This is a genomic window from Streptomyces sp. NPDC052114, assembly GCF_040680155.1.
Lineage (GTDB): Bacteria > Actinomycetota > Actinomycetes > Streptomycetales > Streptomycetaceae > Streptomyces.
The window spans coordinates 161,969-179,647 of the sequence record NZ_JBFAWC010000007.1; the positions used below are offsets into that span (position 1 = coordinate 161,969).

15 protein-coding genes are annotated in these 17,679 nt (G+C 68.6%); 7 read left to right on the forward strand and 8 right to left on the reverse strand.

All coding sequences use genetic code 11. From position 1 onward, the window contains the following. Positions 1–36: 36 nt before the first annotated feature. Complete coding sequence (locus AB0L89_RS17485) at positions 37–2,379, reverse strand: DUF6049 family protein (RefSeq protein ID WP_365141487.1); 2,343 nt, start codon at positions 2,377–2,379, stop codon at positions 37–39. 197 nt (positions 2,380–2,576) lie between these two features. On the opposite strand from AB0L89_RS17485, the gene AB0L89_RS17490 reads away from it, so the two are divergent. After that, positions 2,577–4,019 (forward strand): CCA tRNA nucleotidyltransferase, encoded by a 1,443-nt coding sequence (locus tag AB0L89_RS17490; RefSeq protein WP_365141490.1) that lies wholly within the window; start codon positions 2,577–2,579, stop codon positions 4,017–4,019. Between the two features lie 136 nt (positions 4,020–4,155). On the opposite strand, the gene AB0L89_RS17495 is transcribed toward AB0L89_RS17490, so the two are convergent. The 4 genes from AB0L89_RS17495 to AB0L89_RS17510 all read right to left on the reverse strand — a co-directional run bounded on the left by AB0L89_RS17495 (position 4,156) and on the right by AB0L89_RS17510 (position 7,952). After that, positions 4,156–4,677, reverse strand: coding sequence for a hypothetical protein (locus AB0L89_RS17495; RefSeq protein WP_365141493.1), 522 nt, complete (start codon positions 4,675–4,677; stop codon positions 4,156–4,158). A gap of 114 nt (positions 4,678–4,791) precedes the next feature. Next, entirely contained in the window at positions 4,792–6,048 is a 1,257-nt protein-coding gene (locus AB0L89_RS17500; protein WP_365141496.1) for an MFS transporter, read from the reverse strand. Between the two features lie 75 nt (positions 6,049–6,123). Continuing rightward, a complete protein-coding gene (locus tag AB0L89_RS17505) occupies positions 6,124–7,206 on the reverse strand; it encodes an inositol-3-phosphate synthase (protein WP_365141499.1) in 1,083 nt (360 codons plus the stop codon). A gap of 59 nt (positions 7,207–7,265) precedes the next feature. Further along, positions 7,266–7,952, reverse strand: coding sequence for a PadR family transcriptional regulator (locus AB0L89_RS17510; RefSeq protein ID WP_055699818.1), 687 nt, complete (start codon positions 7,950–7,952; stop codon positions 7,266–7,268). A 373-nt stretch (positions 7,953–8,325) separates the two neighbouring features. Between AB0L89_RS17510 and AB0L89_RS17515 the strand changes: the two genes are divergently transcribed. Beyond that, complete coding sequence (locus tag AB0L89_RS17515; RefSeq protein ID WP_365141502.1) at positions 8,326–11,088, forward strand: transglycosylase domain-containing protein; 2,763 nt, start codon at positions 8,326–8,328, stop codon at positions 11,086–11,088. 137 nt (positions 11,089–11,225) lie between these two features. Beyond that, positions 11,226–12,785, forward strand: coding sequence for a glycosyltransferase 87 family protein (locus AB0L89_RS17520; RefSeq protein WP_365141505.1), 1,560 nt, complete (start codon positions 11,226–11,228; stop codon positions 12,783–12,785). Between the two features lie 137 nt (positions 12,786–12,922). Here AB0L89_RS17520 and AB0L89_RS17525 read toward each other — a convergent pair whose 3' ends face one another. From AB0L89_RS17525 to AB0L89_RS17535, 3 genes are all read right to left on the reverse strand, one after another. Then, a complete protein-coding gene (locus tag AB0L89_RS17525) occupies positions 12,923–13,954 on the reverse strand; it encodes an alanine racemase (protein ID WP_365141508.1) in 1,032 nt (343 codons plus the stop codon). Positions 13,955–14,020: 66 nt separating this feature from the next. Further along, positions 14,021–15,142, reverse strand: coding sequence for a peptidoglycan bridge formation glycyltransferase FemA/FemB family protein (locus tag AB0L89_RS17530; protein ID WP_365141511.1), 1,122 nt, complete (start codon positions 15,140–15,142; stop codon positions 14,021–14,023). A gap of 161 nt (positions 15,143–15,303) precedes the next feature. After that, complete coding sequence (locus tag AB0L89_RS17535) at positions 15,304–15,618, reverse strand: hypothetical protein (protein WP_365141514.1); 315 nt, start codon at positions 15,616–15,618, stop codon at positions 15,304–15,306. 266 nt (positions 15,619–15,884) lie between these two features. On the opposite strand from AB0L89_RS17535, the gene rpsF reads away from it, so the two are divergent. From rpsF to rplI, 4 genes are all read left to right on the forward strand, one after another. Then, positions 15,885–16,175 (forward strand): 30S ribosomal protein S6, encoded by a 291-nt coding sequence (gene rpsF / locus AB0L89_RS17540; RefSeq protein WP_006604399.1) that lies wholly within the window; start codon positions 15,885–15,887, stop codon positions 16,173–16,175. Between the two features lie 75 nt (positions 16,176–16,250). Beyond that, complete coding sequence (locus AB0L89_RS17545; RefSeq protein WP_055699822.1) at positions 16,251–16,847, forward strand: single-stranded DNA-binding protein; 597 nt, start codon at positions 16,251–16,253, stop codon at positions 16,845–16,847. Positions 16,848–16,922: 75 nt separating this feature from the next. Continuing rightward, on the forward strand, positions 16,923–17,159 hold the full coding sequence (gene rpsR, locus AB0L89_RS17550) for a 30S ribosomal protein S18 (RefSeq protein WP_003949403.1): 237 nt from the start codon (positions 16,923–16,925) through the stop codon (positions 17,157–17,159). 18 nt (positions 17,160–17,177) lie between these two features. Further along, positions 17,178–17,624, forward strand: coding sequence for a 50S ribosomal protein L9 (gene rplI, locus AB0L89_RS17555; protein ID WP_365141519.1), 447 nt, complete (start codon positions 17,178–17,180; stop codon positions 17,622–17,624). Positions 17,625–17,679 lie beyond the last annotated feature (55 nt).

The window sequence follows — 17,679 nt, forward strand, 5'->3', positions numbered from 1 at the left end:
CCTCATCGTCCCCGGGCCCACCGGCCACGACATCGCTCAACGGTCCACTCTCTCACCCGTGTCCGACGGGTCGGTGCTTTCCGGAGCGGTGTTTGGTGTCGGGTCACTCGGCTGCTCGGGGTCGCCTGCCCCCGGCTCGTCGCCGGAATCGCCGTCGGAGCCCGTGTCGGGGCCTTCCTGGGCGCGTTTGCGGGCCGCGCGCTTGCGCTGGGTGTACATCCGGAATCCGGCGAGCACGAGCAGCAGGAGGCCGCCCGCGATGACGAGCATCACCGTGAGGGTGACCTCGGTGACGTTGACCTCGAAGGGCACGGCGTCGCCGTAGGGCTCGTTGTCCTCCGTGTAGAGCTGGGCGTACACCGGGACCGGACCGTTGGCGTTGGCCGTGGTCGTGAACTTCACCGACTGCGAGTGGCCGCCCGAGATCTTGATCGGCTTCTCCTCGCACCGCTCGTCGCCGATCTTGAGGCGGGTGGGGTTGCGCGAGCAGAGCCGCAGGATCAGGTGGTCGACACCCTGCACCAGGTTGTTCTGCACCGAGACCGGGATGGTCGCGCTGCGCCCGGAGAGCTTCGCGCCGGACCTCGGGATCAGCGCCACCTGCTCGGTGAGCTCGTTCAGGTAGTTCCACACGCTCGACTGGTAGGCGCGCGCGTCCGCCGGGCGTCCGCGCCAGGACGTCGACATCTCACGGTCTATGGCCCTCCCGAAGGGGGTGACCACGCGGTCCTTCTCGGTGAGGATCACCTGGAAGCGCTCGAGCCGCTTCTGGGTGTTCTGAATCTTCTCGAAGGCCTGCTGCGGCAGCTCCTGCTTGCGCAGCGAGGAGGGGTACGCCGAGGCCGACGGCACCCGGGTGGTGGCCTGCGGGTCCGGCTTCGCCTTCGCCGCGGCCGTCAGGTCCTCCGGCTGCGACCACCGGCCGTCGGCGAGGCCGGTGAGCGCCTTCGCCATGGCCTGGGCCTGGCTCGCCGAGGGCATGCGCTGCGGGGCCACGACGATGCTGCGCTGCTTCTCGGGGTCCTGGAGGTTGACCATCAGGCTCTGGGCGAGGAACTCCTGGACGGCGAGCGTGGAGTTCTCGGCCTCCGTCATGTCGCCCTCGAAGGCCGTCGAGAGGCGCGTGTCGGCCACCACGGCGGTCGTGCCGCCGCCGATGGGCCGCGCCGCGGTCGGCGCGTACTGCAGGTTCGTCTCGCGCATGCTGTCGCCGCGGGCGATCACGGTGTGGGCGCCCGCGGAGGTCGCGACGTCGACGATCGACGGGTCGACGGCTCCGTCGGCGGGCCAGGCGAAGTCCGTGCTCGGCTTCACGTGGAGGATCGTGTCCACGGCCTCGGCACCGACTTCGGTGGCCTCCTTGAGGTGGCCCAGGGAGCCGCTGACGGCCTTGCCGTTGTGCGCGAGCGAGGCGAGGTCGGGGTCGGCGAAGGGCAGGGCGACGACCTTCTTGCCCTTGACGGCGCTCTCCAGGTCGTTGAGCCACTGGTTGGCCACCGCCTGGTGCCGGCCGGCCCTGGTGGTGCTCCCGTCGGGGTTCTCGATCCGGTAGTTCTTCGTCATCGCCTCGACCGAGGCGAGCAGGTCCGGATCGATGACCCAGGTGACGTCGAGCCCACTGCCGAGGGACAGGAGCTGTTCCAGGCGCCCGCCCGAGGCGAGCTCGTCGGCCAGGTCGTCGTTCTTGAAGACGGGCGTCTGCTGCTCGTCGGACTCGGTCTTCGCCGTGAGGTGCGTGGCGGAGATGAGCGGCCACAGATAGGTCGTCTTCGTCTTCGTGTCCGGGGCGTCCGTCTGCCACGGCAGGAAGGTGCGCTCGGCGCCGAGTACCTGCGGGTAGGGCTGGGCGCTGCTCTGGCCGGTGAGGGAGACGCCCAGCTGGTAGACGCCGTCGGCGCCGAGGTCCAGCGCCTTGACCGGTACGGAGATGCTGAAGTCCTGACGCACACCGGGGACCAGCTTGGAGAACTTGTCGACGTACTTTCCGTCGACCTCCGTGCCCTCGGCGCCCGGCTGGAAGCCCGTGCGCTTGGCGGCGGCGTCGATCTCGCTGCGGCTGTTGAGGACCGGCCCCACGCGCAGGCCGACCTTGGCGTCCGTCACCGTCTGCTTGGTGTTGTTGGTGACCGTGCCGGACACGACGAGTGTGTCGCCCTCACCCGGCGTGGTGGGGGTGAGCTTGTCCAGCGAGACGTCGACGGAGCGGGAACCGGTGGCGTCGGCCATCGCGCTCGGCGCGTCGGCCTGCGCCACGGGGAAGGCCGGCACCTGGAGGAGGCCGGCCAGCAAGGGGGTGCCCGCCAGCAGTGCTGCGGTGCGCCGCAGCCACCGGCGGGCAGGTGAGGGACTGGTCCCCGGGAAGTCTGCCGCCTCGGCCACGCGTTCGCCCGTCCCTCGTCGTCGTCAGTGGTCGTCGGTTGTGCGTCCACGCATGGTAACGATGCGCGCTGTGGCGAAGTGCCGCGGACTGCTCCACATGATCGGAAGACCTGGCCGGATCAGCAGGTGTGGGGCTTGCGCGGCCCGGCGGGAATCGGGTCGGCCCCGGGGGCCGGGGCCACGTACCCTTTTCTGTTGTGCCGAACGCCAATGAAGACAATCCCAGCGCACTGAGCCAGGTGCAGCGCCGCGCGGTCAGCGAACTGCTGCGTGTGTCCCCTGTCGCGGACGATCTCGCCCGCCGTTTCCAGGAGGCCGGGTTCTCCCTCGCCCTGGTCGGTGGCTCGGTCAGGGACGCCCTGCTGGGGCGGCTCGGCAACGACCTGGACTTCACGACGGACGCGCGCCCCGAGGACGTCCTGAAGATCGTCCGTCCCTGGGCCGACGCGGTGTGGGAGGTCGGGATCGCCTTCGGCACGGTCGGCAGCCAGAAGGACGGCTATCAGATCGAGGTCACGACGTACCGCTCCGAGGCGTACGACAGGACCTCGCGCAAGCCCGAGGTGTCCTACGGCGACTCGATCGAGGAAGACCTCGTGCGCCGTGACTTCACCGTCAACGCGATGGCCGTGGCACTCCCCGAGAAGGAGTTCGTCGACCCGCACGGCGGGCTTGAGGACCTCGCGGAGCGTGTCCTGCGCACCCCCGGCACCCCCGAGGAGTCCTTCTCCGACGACCCGCTGCGGATGATGCGGGCCGCGCGCTTCGCCGCGCAGCTGGACTTCGAGGTCGCCCCCGACGTCGTCGCCGCGATGAAGGCGATGGCCGAGCGCATCGAGATCGTCTCCGCGGAGCGCGTGCGGGACGAGCTGAACAAGCTGATCCTCTCCGCGCACCCCCGCAAGGGGCTGGCGCTGCTCGTGGAGACGGGGCTCGCCGACCGCGTCCTGCCCGAGCTGCCGGCGCTGCGTCTGGAGCGGGACGAGCACCACCGGCACAAGGACGTCTACGACCACTCGCTGATCGTCCTTGAGCAGGCGATGGCGCTGGAGACGGACGGCCCGGACCTCACGCTGCGCCTCGCGGCGTTGCTGCACGACATCGGCAAGCCGAAGACGCGGCGCTTCGAGGGCGACGGCCGCGTCTCCTTCCACCACCACGAGGTGGTGGGCGCGAAGATGACCAAAAAACGTATGACCGCGCTCAAGTACTCCAACGAGCTCGTGAAGGACGTCTCGCGCCTCGTCGAGCTCCATCTCCGCTTCCACGGCTACGGCACGGGTGAGTGGACCGATTCGGCCGTACGACGCTACGTACGCGACGCGGGCCCGCTCCTGGAGCGTCTGCACAAGCTGACCCGCTCCGACTGCACGACGCGCAACAAGCGCAAGGCGAATGCCCTGTCGCGTGCGTACGACGGCCTGGAGGAGCGCGTCGCCCGCCTCCAGGAGCAGGAGGAGCTGGACGCGATCCGTCCTGACCTCGACGGCAACGACATCATGGAGGTCCTGGGCGTGCGCCCCGGCCCGGTGATCGGCCAGGCCTACAAGTTCCTGCTGGAGCTGCGGCTGGAGAACGGCCCGATGGAACGGGACGCGGCCGTGGCGGCGCTCAAGGAGTGGTGGGCCGAGCAGAACTGAGGCTCTCCGAGCCGGGCACGAGCGGTGTGTTTCACGTGAAACACACCGCACTGCTGGGACAGAGTGCGACATAGCTGGATATGCCGAGGGGCGCTGTTTCACGGTTTCACGTGAAACAGCGCCCCTCGGCTGTCTCCTACTTGGTCTTCTTCAGGCAGAGCACGACGTTGTGGCCCTTGCCCTGCTGGTAGTAGGCGATCTCGGAGGTCTTCACGGCCTCGCACTTGTCGGCGTCACTGGTGTTGTCGAACTTCTCGACGACCTTGTACTGGGAGTCGCTGGAGGAGCAGTCGACTTCCTCCAGGTCCGGCCGGAACTCGGTGCCCTTGTTGTGCATGCAGCTGCCGACCGTGGTGGATTCGGCGTCGCTCTTGCCGAGGTACCACTTGCCGACGCCGATGAGGATGGCGACCAGGATGAAGCCACCTATGCGCAGGAGCAGCTTCCGGCCACCGCGCCTGGGAGCGGCCGGCGGCGGAACGGGCGCGCCCTGGTTGAAGGCCGGATATGGCTGCTGGGGCATGCCCGGCTGGCCCTGCTGCGGGTACGGGGCCGTCGGGGCCTGCTGGCCGTACGGAGCGCCGCCCTGGGGCTGGCCATAGGGGTTCTGGCCCTGGGGCGGGTACGGAGTCTGGCCCTGGGGCGGCGGAGTGGTCACTTTGGGGGTCCCCCTCGAACGAGAGCGCGATGGCGCGAATAAGACGCCCGTAAGTTATCCGGGAGGACTGACATCTCTGAAGCCCAGAGGGGCTCTGTGTCACTGATGTGACACTTACTGCGCGTCAAAACGGGCCATAGCCGCAGCAATTGCCGCGTACAAAAGCGCCACCCCCACGACCAGCGGAACCGATCTGCCGTCAGGAGGCAGGACCAGCGCGGCCACCGCTGCCGCGCCGACGAAGGCGACGTTGAAGAGCACGTCGTAGACGGAGAAGATGCGGCCGCGGAAGCCGTCGTCCACCGAGGACTGCACCACCGTGTCCGTGGCGATCTTCGCGCCCTGGGTCGTGAAGCCGAGGATGAAGGCTGCGATCAGCAGGGGGGCCGGTTCGAAGGCGAGGCCGAGTGCCGGCTCCAGGACCGCCGCCGCTCCCGCGCAGGCCACGATCCAGCCGCCCGCGCCCAGCCGCGCCACCGCGGAAGGCGTCACCACGGCGGCCGCGAAGAAGCCCGCGCCGGAGATGCCCACGGCCAGACCGAGCAGCGCGAGCCCGTCGGACTCGGTCGACGACCACGCGTACCGGCACAGCATCAGGAACATGACCGTGAGGGCGCCGTAGCAGAACCGCATCACCGTCATCGCGGCCAGCGCGCGGGCCGCCGAGGGGCGCTCGGCCAGGTGCCGCACCCCCGCCCGCAGCCCCCGTGCCGTCCCGGCCAGCGCGGCCGCGAGCCGCGGCTGCACCAACTCCGGATCCGGGCCGAGCAGTTCCCGGGCCATACGGAGCGAGGCGAGCGCCGCGCAGAGGTAGAGGGCGGCGCCGAGCAGGACCACCGCCGCGTCCGAGTCCGACCCCACCAGGCGGACGACGAAGGCGAGGCCGCCGCCCACGGTCGCCGCGAGCGTCCCGGCGGTCGGCGAGAGGGAGTTGGCGATGACCAGGCGGTCGGCGTCGACGACCCGGGGCAGGGCGGCAGAGAGACCGGCCAGGACGAAGCGGTTGACGGCCGTGACGCAGAGCGCGGAGGCGTAGAAGAGCCAGTCGGGCACGTCGCTGAACATCAGCACCGCGGTCAGCGTCGCCAGCCCGGCCCGCAGGAGATTGCCGTGGAGGAAGACCTGGCGGCGCTGCCAGCGGTCCAGCAGGACGCCGGCGAAGGGGCCGATCAGGGAGTAGGGGAGCAGCAGCACGGCCATGGCGGACGCGATCGCTCCGGGCGAGGTCTGCTTCTCCGGGGAGAACACGACGTACGTGGCGAGCGCGACCTGATAGACCCCGTCCGCGCCCTGGGAGATCAGCCGTACGGCGAGCAGTCGTCGGAAGTCCCGCAGTCGCAGCAGTATCCGCAGATCACCGACGACAGCCATGAGCCAAGCCTCACATACGTCGAGGGTCCCCGGGCGTCATGCCCGGGGACCCTCGACGGTGACAAGGAGAGCTGTTTAGCGCTCGACCTCGCCCTTGATGAACTTCTCGACGTTCGCGAAGGCCTCGTCGTCGAAGTACTGCACCGGCGGGGACTTCATGAAGTACGAGGACGCGGAGAGGATCGGGCCACCGATGCCCCGGTCCTTGGCGATCTTCGCGGCGCGCAGGGCGTCGATGATGACACCGGCCGAGTTCGGGGAGTCCCAGACCTCGAGCTTGTACTCCAGGTTCAGCGGGACGTCACCGAAGGCGCGGCCCTCGAGGCGGACGTACGCCCACTTGCGGTCGTCGAGCCACGCCACGTAGTCCGACGGGCCGATGTGGACGTTCTTCTCGCCCAGCTCGCGGTCGGGGATCTGCGAGGTGACGGCCTGCGTCTTCGAGATCTTCTTCGACTCGAGGCGGTCGCGCTCGAGCATGTTCTTGAAGTCCATGTTGCCGCCGACGTTGAGCTGCATGGTGCGCTCGAGACGGACACCGCGGTCCTCGAACAGCTTCGCCATCACGCGGTGCGTGATGGTCGCGCCGACCTGCGACTTGATGTCGTCGCCGACGATCGGGACACCGGCCTCGGTGAACTTGTCCGCCCACTCCTTGGTGCCGGCGATGAAGACCGGGAGGGCGTTGACGAAGGCGACCTTGGCGTCGATGGCGCACTGCGCGTAGAACTTCGCGGCGTCCTCGGAACCGACCGGCAGGTAGCAGACGAGAACGTCGACCTGCTTGTCCTTGAGGACCTGGACGACGTCGACCGGGGCCTCGGCGGACTCCTCGATGGTCTGGCGGTAGTACTTGCCCAGGCCGTCGTGGGTGTGGCCACGCTGGACCTGCACGCCCGAGTTCGGCACGTCGCAGATCTTGATGGTGTTGTTCTCGCTGGCGCCGATGGCGTCCGAGAGGTCGAGGCCGACCTTCTTCGCGTCGACGTCGAACGCGGCGACGAACTCGACGTCACCGACGTGGTAGTCGCCGAACTGGACGTGCATCAGGCCCGGGACCTTGGTGTCCGGGTCTGCGTCCTTGTAGTACTCGACGCCCTGGACCAGCGAGGCGGCGCAGTTGCCCACGCCGACGATGGCTACGCGAACCGAACCCATTCCGGTTGCTCCCTGTGTGATCTCGGTATTCCGGATGAAACCCCGCGGAACGCTGGGTCTCACTTGGCGGGGTCGTCGGACGGATCCGGCGGCGGGTCGTTCTCCCGCCGCCGGGGCAGGACCGTCGACTCCCCTGATGTGCTGTTCTGCTGAGCGGAGCTTTCGGGGGCGGACCGTTGCTGGTCGCGTCCCGCTCGCTCGCTCTCGATGAGCTCGTTCAGCCAGCGCACTTCGCGCTCCACGGACTCCATGCCGTGCCGCTGCAGCTCAAGCGTGTAGTCGTCCAGGCGCTCCCGGGTACGGGCCAGGGAGGCGCGCATCTTCTCCAGGCGCTCTTCGAGGCGGCTGCGGCGGCCCTCGAGCACCCGCATGCGTACGTCTCGCGAGGTCTGCCCGAAGAAGGCGAAGCGGGCGGCGAAGTGCTCGTCCTCGTACGCGTCGGGGCCGGTCTGCGAGAGCAGGTCCTCGAAGTGCTCCTTACCTTCCGCCGTCAACCGGTACACGATCTTGGCGCGACGCCCTGCGAGTGGAGCTGCGAGGGCGTCCTCGGAGGTGCTGCCCGACTCCTCGATCAACCAGCCGTTGGCGACCAGCGTCTTGAGGCACGGATAGAGGGTCCCGTAGCTGAAGGCGCGGAACACTCCCAGCGACGTATTGAGTCGTTTCCGCAGCTCATAGCCGTGCATCGGGGACTCGCGGAGCAGACCGAGCACAGCGAATTCCAGGATGCCGGAGCGCCTGCTCATCGTCGCCTCCCGTCTGCCGCGGTCTCTCAGTACGACCTTTATGCCGAGCTGATGTATCGACTCGATACATCGAGACGATAGAACGGTGACCCGGCTGAAACAAGAGGGGGCACGGTGAACGGCGTCACATCACCGATTCGTAGGAAGTAACTTGCCTGATTTGGGGTGAACTTCGGCTCTAAGAGGGTTTTGACGGTGCGTAGTCTGTGCGCCATGCATGCCGCCGGGAACCATGTGACGCCAGGGAGCGTCGTCGTCCCCGGTGTAGTGCGGGTGGGCGCCGGAACGGGCGCATCCGCACGTCGGGGGGACCGGAAACCAGCCGCCGTTTCCAGGCGTGGACAGCTGCGCCTGCCCGAGGAGTAATCGTTCGATGAGCGAGCACCGTCGCAAACCGCCGCAGCCTCAGGGCGGCGGACGCGCCGCGGCCAGGCGCGGCGCCCAAGGAGCGCCGTCGGGCCGCCGCGCGGCACCGCGGGGCGCCACTGGATCGCCCTCTTCCTCATACGGGTCGCACGGCTCGGAGGCCCCCGAGGACGGGGACCGTCCCTACGGCGGCCGGGCCGAGGCCCGGCGTGCCGCGCAGCGCAGCGGCTCGACCGGCGCGGGAGGCGGTCGCCGCAGGGCATCCGAGGGTGCCGGCGGCGGACGTTCCGGTGGTGGTGGCCGTCGGGGCGGTGGCGGTTCCGGAGGTCCGGGTGGACCCGGGCGCGGCAGGGGCCGCGGTGCCGAGCCGCCCCGCAAGAAGAGGTTCATCGACTATCCGCGCGCGAACCGGGACGGCCTGAAGCGCTGGATCCCGTCGTGGCGTCTGGTCACGGGACTGTTCATCGGCTTCCTCGGCAGCCTCATGGCGGTCGCCGGCATCTCGTACGCCTTGGTGGAGGTGCCCGAGGTCGACAAGGCGGCGAAGGCCCAGAACAACGTCTACTACTGGGCCGACGGCAAGCAGATGGTCGCCACCGGCGGTGAGCGCAACCGTCAGATCATCGACTACGACGACATCCCGGAGGAGATGCGCTTCGCCGTCATGTCGGCGGAGAACAAGACCTTCGAGGACGACAAGGGCATCGACCCGATGGGCATCACGCGCGCCCTGGTCAACATGGCCAAGGGCGGGCAGACCCAGGGTGGCTCCACCATCACCCAGCAGTACGTGAAGAACGCGCGCCTGGGCGACCAGTCGCAGACGTTCACCCGTAAGTTCAAAGAGCTCTTCATCTCGATAAAGGTCGGCCGGACGGTCTCCAAGGAAGACATCATGGCCGGGTACCTCAATACCGCCTATTACGGGCGTGGTGCCTACGGCATCCAGGCGGCCGCGCGGGCGTACTTCGACAAGGAGGCCCGCGAGCTCGACCCGAGCGAGTGCGCGCTCCTCGCCACGGTGCTCAAGGGCGCCACGTACTACGACCCCGCCGGCTCCCCCGAGATCGACCCCGCGGCGAACCGGCAGGACAACACCGCGCGCGCCAAGAAGCGCTGGGCCTGGATCCTCGACGAGGAGGTCAAGGACGGCCGTCTGACCGCCGAGCGGCGGGACAAGTACAGGAAGTTCCCCAAGCTGCAGAACCCGCGGTCCAACGCCCAGCTGGCCGGCCAGACCGGTTACCTGGTGGACCTGGCCAAGGCGTATGTCATCAGGAACACCGACATCACCGCCGAGAAGCTCCAGCAGGGTGGCTACGAGATCCACACGACCTTCGACCGGAAGAAGGTCAAGGAACTCGAGAAGGCCGTGAAGAAGGTCCAGAAGGCGAAGATCAAGCCGAAGCTGAGGCCGGAGAAGGACACGCACGTCCAGTTCGGTGGCGCCTCGGTGGACCCGAAGGACGGCGCGATCAAGGCCATCTACGGCGGTGAGGACGCGACGAAGCACTTCACCAACAATGCCGACCAGACCGGTGCCCAGGTCGGTTCGACGTACAAGCCGTTCGTGCTGGCCGCCGCCTTCAAGTACGGCGTGCGTGACCCGGACGGCCCGGAGGTCCAGTCCGAGGCCGAACGCAGCATCGTCAACCCGAAGAGCCTGTACAGCGGCAAGAACAAGCTCAAGATCCAGAAGTACAACGGCGACGTCTGGACCGACCGCGAGGGCCAGCAGTGGAACCAGCGGAACGACGGTGACCGGTCCTACAACGAGCCGACCTACCAGATCGACCTCCGTGAGGCGATGAGGGAGTCGGTCAACTCCGCCTATGTGCAGCTCGGCATGGACGTCGGCCTGGACAAGGTGAAGGAGACGGCCATGGAGGCCGGTCTCAAGGACGACAGCTCCATGGCCAGCGCCAACTACCCGTCCTTCTCGCTCGGCACCTCCTCGCCCAGCGCGATCCGGATGGCCGGGGCGTACTCCACCTTCGCGGCCAGCGGCAAGCAGAACGATCCGTACTCGGTCACCGAGGTCAAGCACGAGGGCAACACCGTCTACCAGCACGAGAAGAAGACCCAGCAGGTCTTCACGGACCAGGTGGCCGACAACGTCACCGACGTGCTGAGGACCGTCGTGGAGAAGGGCACCGGCACCTCGGCGCAGCTGCCGGGCCGCCAGGTGGCGGGCAAGACCGGTACGACCGACGGCAACAAGTCCGCCTGGTTCGTCGGCTACACGCCGCAGCTCTCGACGGCGGTCAGCATGTACCGCCTCGACGACGACGAGACCAACAAGAAGCGCGAGTTCCTGGAGATGTTCGGCACGGGTGGCGAGGAGAAGATCCACGGCGCCTCGTTCCCCGCGCAGATCTGGCAGGACTACATGTCGGAGGCGCTCAAGAACGCGAAGGTGATCAACTTCCCGGTGCCGGAACCGATCGGCAAGGTCGTCGGCGAGACCCCGCCCCCGCCGCCGTCCCCGACGGAGACCGAGGAGCCGGAGGAGAGCCCGACGCCGACGCCGACGGAGACCGAGCCGTCGAAGCCGCCGTCGGAGTCACCCGACCCCAGTGAGTCCTGCGATCCGTTCGACTGGGACTGCAACCACGACGGTGGCGGGCAGAACGGCGGTGCCGACGGCGGCGCCAACGGCGGACCCGGCGGCGAGTCGCCACCGGCCACCGAGGACCCGGCCGGTGGTGGCGCGAACAACGGCAACGGCAATGGCAACGGAGGCGGCTTCATCGCCGGGCCGGACAGCTGAGCCGAGACCGTAGGGCGCCGGGCCGGCGGAACGCCGGGGACTCCCCCGCTCATGTTTCACGTGAAACGAGGGCCGTCGCACCCATCGGTGCGGCGGCCCTCTCCGTGTTCTCAGTCGCGTACGGCAGGATGGCGGGCATGCCCAGTGCAGACCGCAGCGCAGACCCCAGCGCACAGACGCCGCACGCGAGTGTGTACGAGCCTGTGAGCCCGCAGGAGCCGGAGCCGGTACGGCCCACGAAGGAGGACGAGGTCGCCCGGGCCGGCAGCGAGCTGATCGGCGGCCCCATCGGCCGAAGAGTGCTCTACGCGGCGACCTGGTGGACTCCCGTCCGCGTCATCATGCTCGTTGCACTCGGGATGTTCGCGCTCGGCATGGTCCAGAAGATGCCCTGCTACAACGGCGCATGGTTCTTCGGGGCGAGCTCGCAGTACACGCACGCGTGCTACTCCGACATCCCGCACCTCTACCAGGGGCGCGGCTTCGCCGACGGCCTCGTGCCGTACTTCGACAAGCTGCCCGGCGACATGGAGTACCTCGAATATCCGGTCCTCACCGGGGTGTTCATGGAGGCGGCCTCCTGGGTGACGCCAGGCGGCGGCTCCATCCAGCACCAGGAGAAGATCTACTGGATGGTCAACGCCGGGATACTGATGGCCTGCACGGCGGCCATCGCCGTCTGCGTCGCACGCACCCACCGGCGCCGTCCCTGGGACGCTCTGCTCGTCGCCCTGGCGCCCGCCTTCGCGCTGACGGCCACCATCAACTGGGACCTGCTCGCCGTCGCTCTCACGGCCGCCGCGATGCTGATGTGGGCCCGCGCGCGTCCCCTGGCCTTCGGTGTGCTCCTCGGGCTGGCGACGGCCGCCAAGCTCTACCCCGTGCTGCTGCTCGGACCGCTGCTGATCCTGTGCTGGCGCGCGGGCAGATGGCGGGAGTACGGGACCGCCCTGCTCGGCACGGTGGCCGCCTGGCTGGTCGTCAACCTTCCGGTGATGCTGCTCGCGAGCGACGGCTGGGCGAAGTTCTACACCTTCAGCCAGGAGCGCGGCGTCGACTTCGGCTCCTTCTGGCTGATCCTCTCCCAGCGCATGGACTCCCCGCTGACCACCGACACCGTCAACACCCTGGCGGCGGCCCTGATGCTGCTCGCCTGCCTGGGCATCGGCGCACTCGGGCTCACCGCACCGCGCCGTCCGCGCTTCGTGCAGCTGGCCTTCCTGGTGGTCGCCGCCTTCATCCTCACCAACAAGGTCTACTCGCCGCAGTACGTCCTGTGGCTGATCCCCCTCGCCGCGCTCGCGAGGCCGCGCTGGCGCGACTTCCTGATCTGGCAGGCGTGCGAGGTCGCGTACTTCCTGGGGATCTGGCTGTACCTGGCCTACACGACGAGCGGAGACGCCCACAAGGGACTGCCGACCGAGGGCTACCAACTGGCCATCGTCGTGCATCTGCTGGGGACGCTGTATCTCTGCGCCGTGGTCGTGCGCGACATCCTGATGCCGGAGCGGGACGTGGTGCGCAGATCCGGGGACGACGACCCCTCAGGGGGCGTTCTGGACGGTGCGGAGGACGTGTTCGTCCTGGGGGACCTCGGCCGTCCGGCACGGGGCGAGGCGCTCTCCGGCGCCAGCCCGTGCGTGAAGTGGGGCTCGGCGACCGATGGCCGCGCTGAGGCTCCTGGGGTTTCACCCTGAGCGAACGAAGGGCGGCGCCGACGAAGGCGCACGGCTCATGCGGAAGGGCCGGTACGACGTGTGTCGTACCGGCCCTTCCGCAATGCTGACGCGGTCCGCGCCCAGCGGCCTCGGTGGCCTGAGCCGCTTCGGTGACCTCAGCGGTCGACGAGCCGGTCGAACTGCGTGGTGGTGTGCCGCAGGTGGGCCACCAGCTCCTCGCCGACCTTCGGCTCCTGCGCGTCGGAGGGCACGAAGAGGATGGAGACCTGCATGTGCGGCGGCTCCGCGAACCAGCGCTGCTTGCCCGCCCAGACGAACGGCGAGAGGTTGCGGTTGACGGTCGCCAGACCGGCGCGGGCGACGCCCTTGGCCCGCGGCATCATGCCGTGCAGCGCCTTCGGGGCCTCCAGGCCGACGCCGTGCGAGGTGCCGCCGGCGACCACGACCAGCCAGCCGTCGGAGGCGGCCTTCTGCTGGCGGTAGCCGAAGCGGTCGCCCTTCGCGACGGCGGTGACGTCGAGGACGGCACCGCGGTACTCGGTGGCCTCGTGGTCGCCCAGCCAGAGGTTCGTGCCGATGCGCGCCCGGAAACGGGTCTGCGGGAACTGCTGCTGGAGGCGGGCGAGTTCGGCGGCCTTGAGGTGGCTGACGAACATCGTGTGCAGGGGCAGGCGGGCCGCGCGCAGGCGGTCCATCCAGCCGATGACCTCCTCGACGGCGTCCGAGCCGTCGGTGCGGTCCAGCGGCAGGTGGATCGCGAAGCCCTCGAGGCGCACGTCCTCGATGGCCTGGTGCAGCTGCGGGAGCTCCTGCTCGCTGACGCCGTGGCGCTTCATCGAGGACATGACCTCGATGACGACGCGGGCGCCCACGAGGCCGTGCACGCCGTCGAGCGACGACACGGAGCGGATGACGCGGTCGGGCAGCGGCACCGGCTCCTCGCCCCGCCGGAACGGGGTCAGGACGAGCAGGTCGCCGCCGAACCAGTCCTTGATCCTGGCGGCTTCGTAGGTGGTGCCCACGGCGAGGATGTCGGAGCCGAAGCGCGTGGCTTCCTCCGCCAGGCGCTCATGACCGAAGCCGTAGCCGTTGCCCTTGCAGACCGGGACGATGCCCGGGAACTGCTCCAGCATGTGCTTCTGGTGTGCCCGCCAGCGCGCGGTGTCGACATAGAGCGTGAGCGCCATGGCTGGATCCCGGAACCTTTCTCGTGTCTGCGGTGTATCAGAGTTATGGAAGGAAATTGTGCGGGATCAGCGGCGCGACATGTAGATGTCGAGAGCCTTGTGCAGCAGCTTGTTGAGCGGGAAGTCCCACTCGCCGATGTACTCGGCGGCCTCGCCTCCGGTGCCGACCTTGAACTGGATCAGACCGAAGAGGTGGTCGGTCTCGTCCAGCGAGTCGGAGATGCCGCGCAGGTCATAGACGGTGGCGCCCATGGCGTACGCATCGCGCAGCATCCGCCACTGCATCGCGTTCGAGGGCCTGACCTCGCGCCCGATGTTGTCCGACGCGCCGTAGGAGTACCAGACGTGCCCGCCGACGACCAGCATCGTCGCGGCCGAAAGGTTCACGCCGTTGTGCCGCGCGAAGTACAGGCGCATGCGGTTGGGGTCCTCGGAGTTGAGGGCCCGCCACATCTGCTCGAAGTAGGCGAGGGGACGCGGGCGGAACTTGTCGCGGATCGCGGTGATCTCGTAGAGCCGCTGCCACTCGGCGAGGTCCTGGTAACCGCCCTGGACGACCTCGACGCCGGCCTTCTCGGCCTTCTTGATGTTGCGGCGCCACAGCTGGTTGAAGCCCTTCTGGACCTCGTCCAGGGAGCGGTTGGCCAGCGGCACCTGGAAGACGAAGCGGGGCTGCACGTCGCCGAAGCCGGCGCCGCCGTCCTCGCCCTGCTGCCAGCCCATGCGGCGCAGCCGGTCGGAGACCTCGAAGGCACGCGGCTCGATGTGCGTCGCCTCGGTGTCGCGCAGGCGCTTCACATCGGGGTTCTGGATGCCCGCCTTGATCGCCGGAGCGTCCCAGCGGCGGATCACGACCGGCGGACCCATCTTCACGGAGAAGGCGCCCTGCTGCTTCAGATGCGCGAGCATCGGCTGCAGCCACTCGTCCAGGTTCGGGGCGTACCAGTTGATGACCGGGCCCTCGGGGAGGTACGCGAGATACCGCTTCAGCTTGGGCAGCTGCCGGTAGAGCACCAGGCCCACACCGACCAGCTCACCGGTCCTGTCGTCGAACCAGCCCAGGTTCTCCGAGCGCCATTCGCTCTTCACGTCAGCCCATGCCGGGACCTGGCAATGACTCGCCGACGGCAGGGTCTGGATATATGCCAGATGCTGCTCGCGACTGATGGTCCTCAGGGTCAGACTCATTCGGGGCGCTCCTCGGGCTGGTGTGTCCCCATGGGTACAGGGGCTCCGGCTCTCGCGCCGAAGCCTACTGCGCCCTGCGAGCGACCCGTCTGGGCGTATGGGACCCGGGCCCCCGGCCGACCGCGCGACCGGGGTGCCGTGAGGCCCTCAGCCCCGGTGACTCAGCCGACGACTCCGCCGAAGAGCCCGCCGTGCGCCATGCCGAGGAAGAAGCCGACCGCGGAGGCGCCGAGCCCCAGGATCAGTCCGAAGCGCTCCCTGGTCGTCACGGAGATGAACTGGCCGTACGCCCCGGTGGCGATCCCGACCAGGCCCGCCCACGAGCTGAGCAGATGGAGGTTGTGGAACATCGCGGTCACGAAGGCGATCGCACCGAGCACCAGCGTCACGCCGACCAGCGTGTCCTGGAGCGGATGGGGCTTGCCGTCCGTGGCGAAGAGGGAAGTGGCGGTGTTCGGTCGCATTGCCTGTGCCATGTGAGGCACCTCCTACGGAAGGCGGCGGATCGTAGCGCCATACACACCCGATGTGTACAGATTCTGCCCGCCCGCCGCCGGATTTCAACCGGAAGCCTCGGTGCGGGTACTCTGTACCGTCTGCACCGGTGTCTGCCCAGGCCACAGCAAGAGCCCCCGCTCGCGGGAGCCGATTGTCAGTGGCGGCCGATACCGTTGCGTACGCATCACGACCCTCCTGCCACGGAACGACCGTGGCCGCTGAGTCCAAAGGAGGTGGGTTCCACATGCGTCACTACGAGGTGATGGTCATCCTCGACCCCGATCTCGAGGAGCGCGCTGTCTCCCCGCTGATCGAGAACTTCCTCTCCGTCGTCCGTGAGGGCAACGGAAAGGTCGAGAAGGTCGACACCTGGGGCCGTCGTCGTCTCTCGTACGAGATCAAGAAGAAGCCCGAGGGCATCTACTCGGTCATCGACCTGCAGGCCGAGCCTGCGGTCGTCAAGGAGCTCGACCGCCAGATGAACCTGAACGAGTCGGTCCTCCGGACCAAGGTCCTCCGTCCCGAGACCCACTGAGCTTCCTAGCTCAGCGGCACTCGGGATTCGAGTAGCAGCAAGCAGCCAGCAGCAAACCCGCCGAGAGGTTCCCCCATGGCAGGCGAGACCGTCATCACGGTCGTCGGCAATCTTGTCGACGACCCCGAGCTGCGCTTCACCCCCTCCGGTGCGGCGGTCGCGAAGTTCCGTGTCGCGTCCACCCCCCGCACCTTCGACCGTCAGACGAACGAGTGGAAGGACGGCGAGAGCCTGTTCCTGACCTGCTCGGTCTGGCGTCAGGCGGCGGAGAACGTCGCGGAGTCGCTCCAGCGAGGCATGCGCGTCATCGTGCAGGGCCGGCTGAAGCAGCGGTCCTACGAGGACCGTGAGGGCATCAAGCGCACGGTCTACGAGCTGGACGTCGAGGAAGTCGGCGCCAGCCTGAAGAACGCCACGGCCAAGGTCACCAAGACCACCGGTCGCGGTGGCCAGGGTGGTTACGGCGGCGGCGGTGGCGGCGGCCAGCAGGGCGGCGGCTGGGGCGGTGGCTCCGGCGGCGGTCAGCAGCAGGGTGGCGGCGGTGCTCCCGCCGACGACCCCTGGGCGACCGGTGCGCCCGCCGGCGGCGGCCAGCAGGGCGGCGGCGGTGGCGGCTGGGGCGGAAGCTCCGGCGGCTCCGGTGGCGGCTACTCGGACGAGCCCCCCTTCTAAGCCCTCAGGGCTTTGTGGCCCTCGGGCCAGGGGTGGGGCCGTACCCACACTTCTTGATCACACAGGAGAAACACCATGGCGAAGCCGCCTGTGCGCAAGCCTAAGAAGAAGGTCTGCGCGTTCTGCAAGGACAAGGTCACGTACGTGGACTACAAGGACACGAACATGCTGCGGAAGTTCATTTCCGACCGCGGCAAGATCCGTGCCCGCCGCGTGACCGGCAACTGCACGCAGCACCAGCGTGACGTCGCCACGGCCGTGAAGAACAGCCGTGAGATGGCGCTGCTGCCCTACACGTCCACCGCGCGATAAGGGAAGGGTGACCGACTAATGAAGATCATCCTCACCCACGAGGTCTCCGGCCTCGGCGCCGCCGGCGAGGTCGTAGACGTCAAGGACGGCTACGCCCGCAACTACCTGATCCCGCGGAACTTCGCGATCCGCTGGACCAAGGGTGGCGAGAAGGACGTCGAGCAGATCCGTCGTGCTCGCAAGATCCACGAGATCGCGACGATCGAGCAGGCCAACGAGATCAAGGCCCAGCTCGAGGCCGTCAAGGTCCGCCTGGCCGTCCGCTCCGGCGACGCCGGTCGTCTCTTCGGTTCCGTCACCCCGGCCGACGTCGCCACGGCGATCGAGGCTGCCGGTGGCCCGAAGATCGACAAGCGCCGCGTCGAGCTGGGTGCGCCGATCAAGACCCTGGGCGCCCACGCGACGTCCGTGCGTCTGCACCCCGAGGTTGCCGCCAAGGTCAACGTCGAGGTTGTCTCCGCCTAAGCACTGCGCTTGGCAGGACTGAGTGAAGGGGCCGCACCCAATGGGTGCGGCCCCT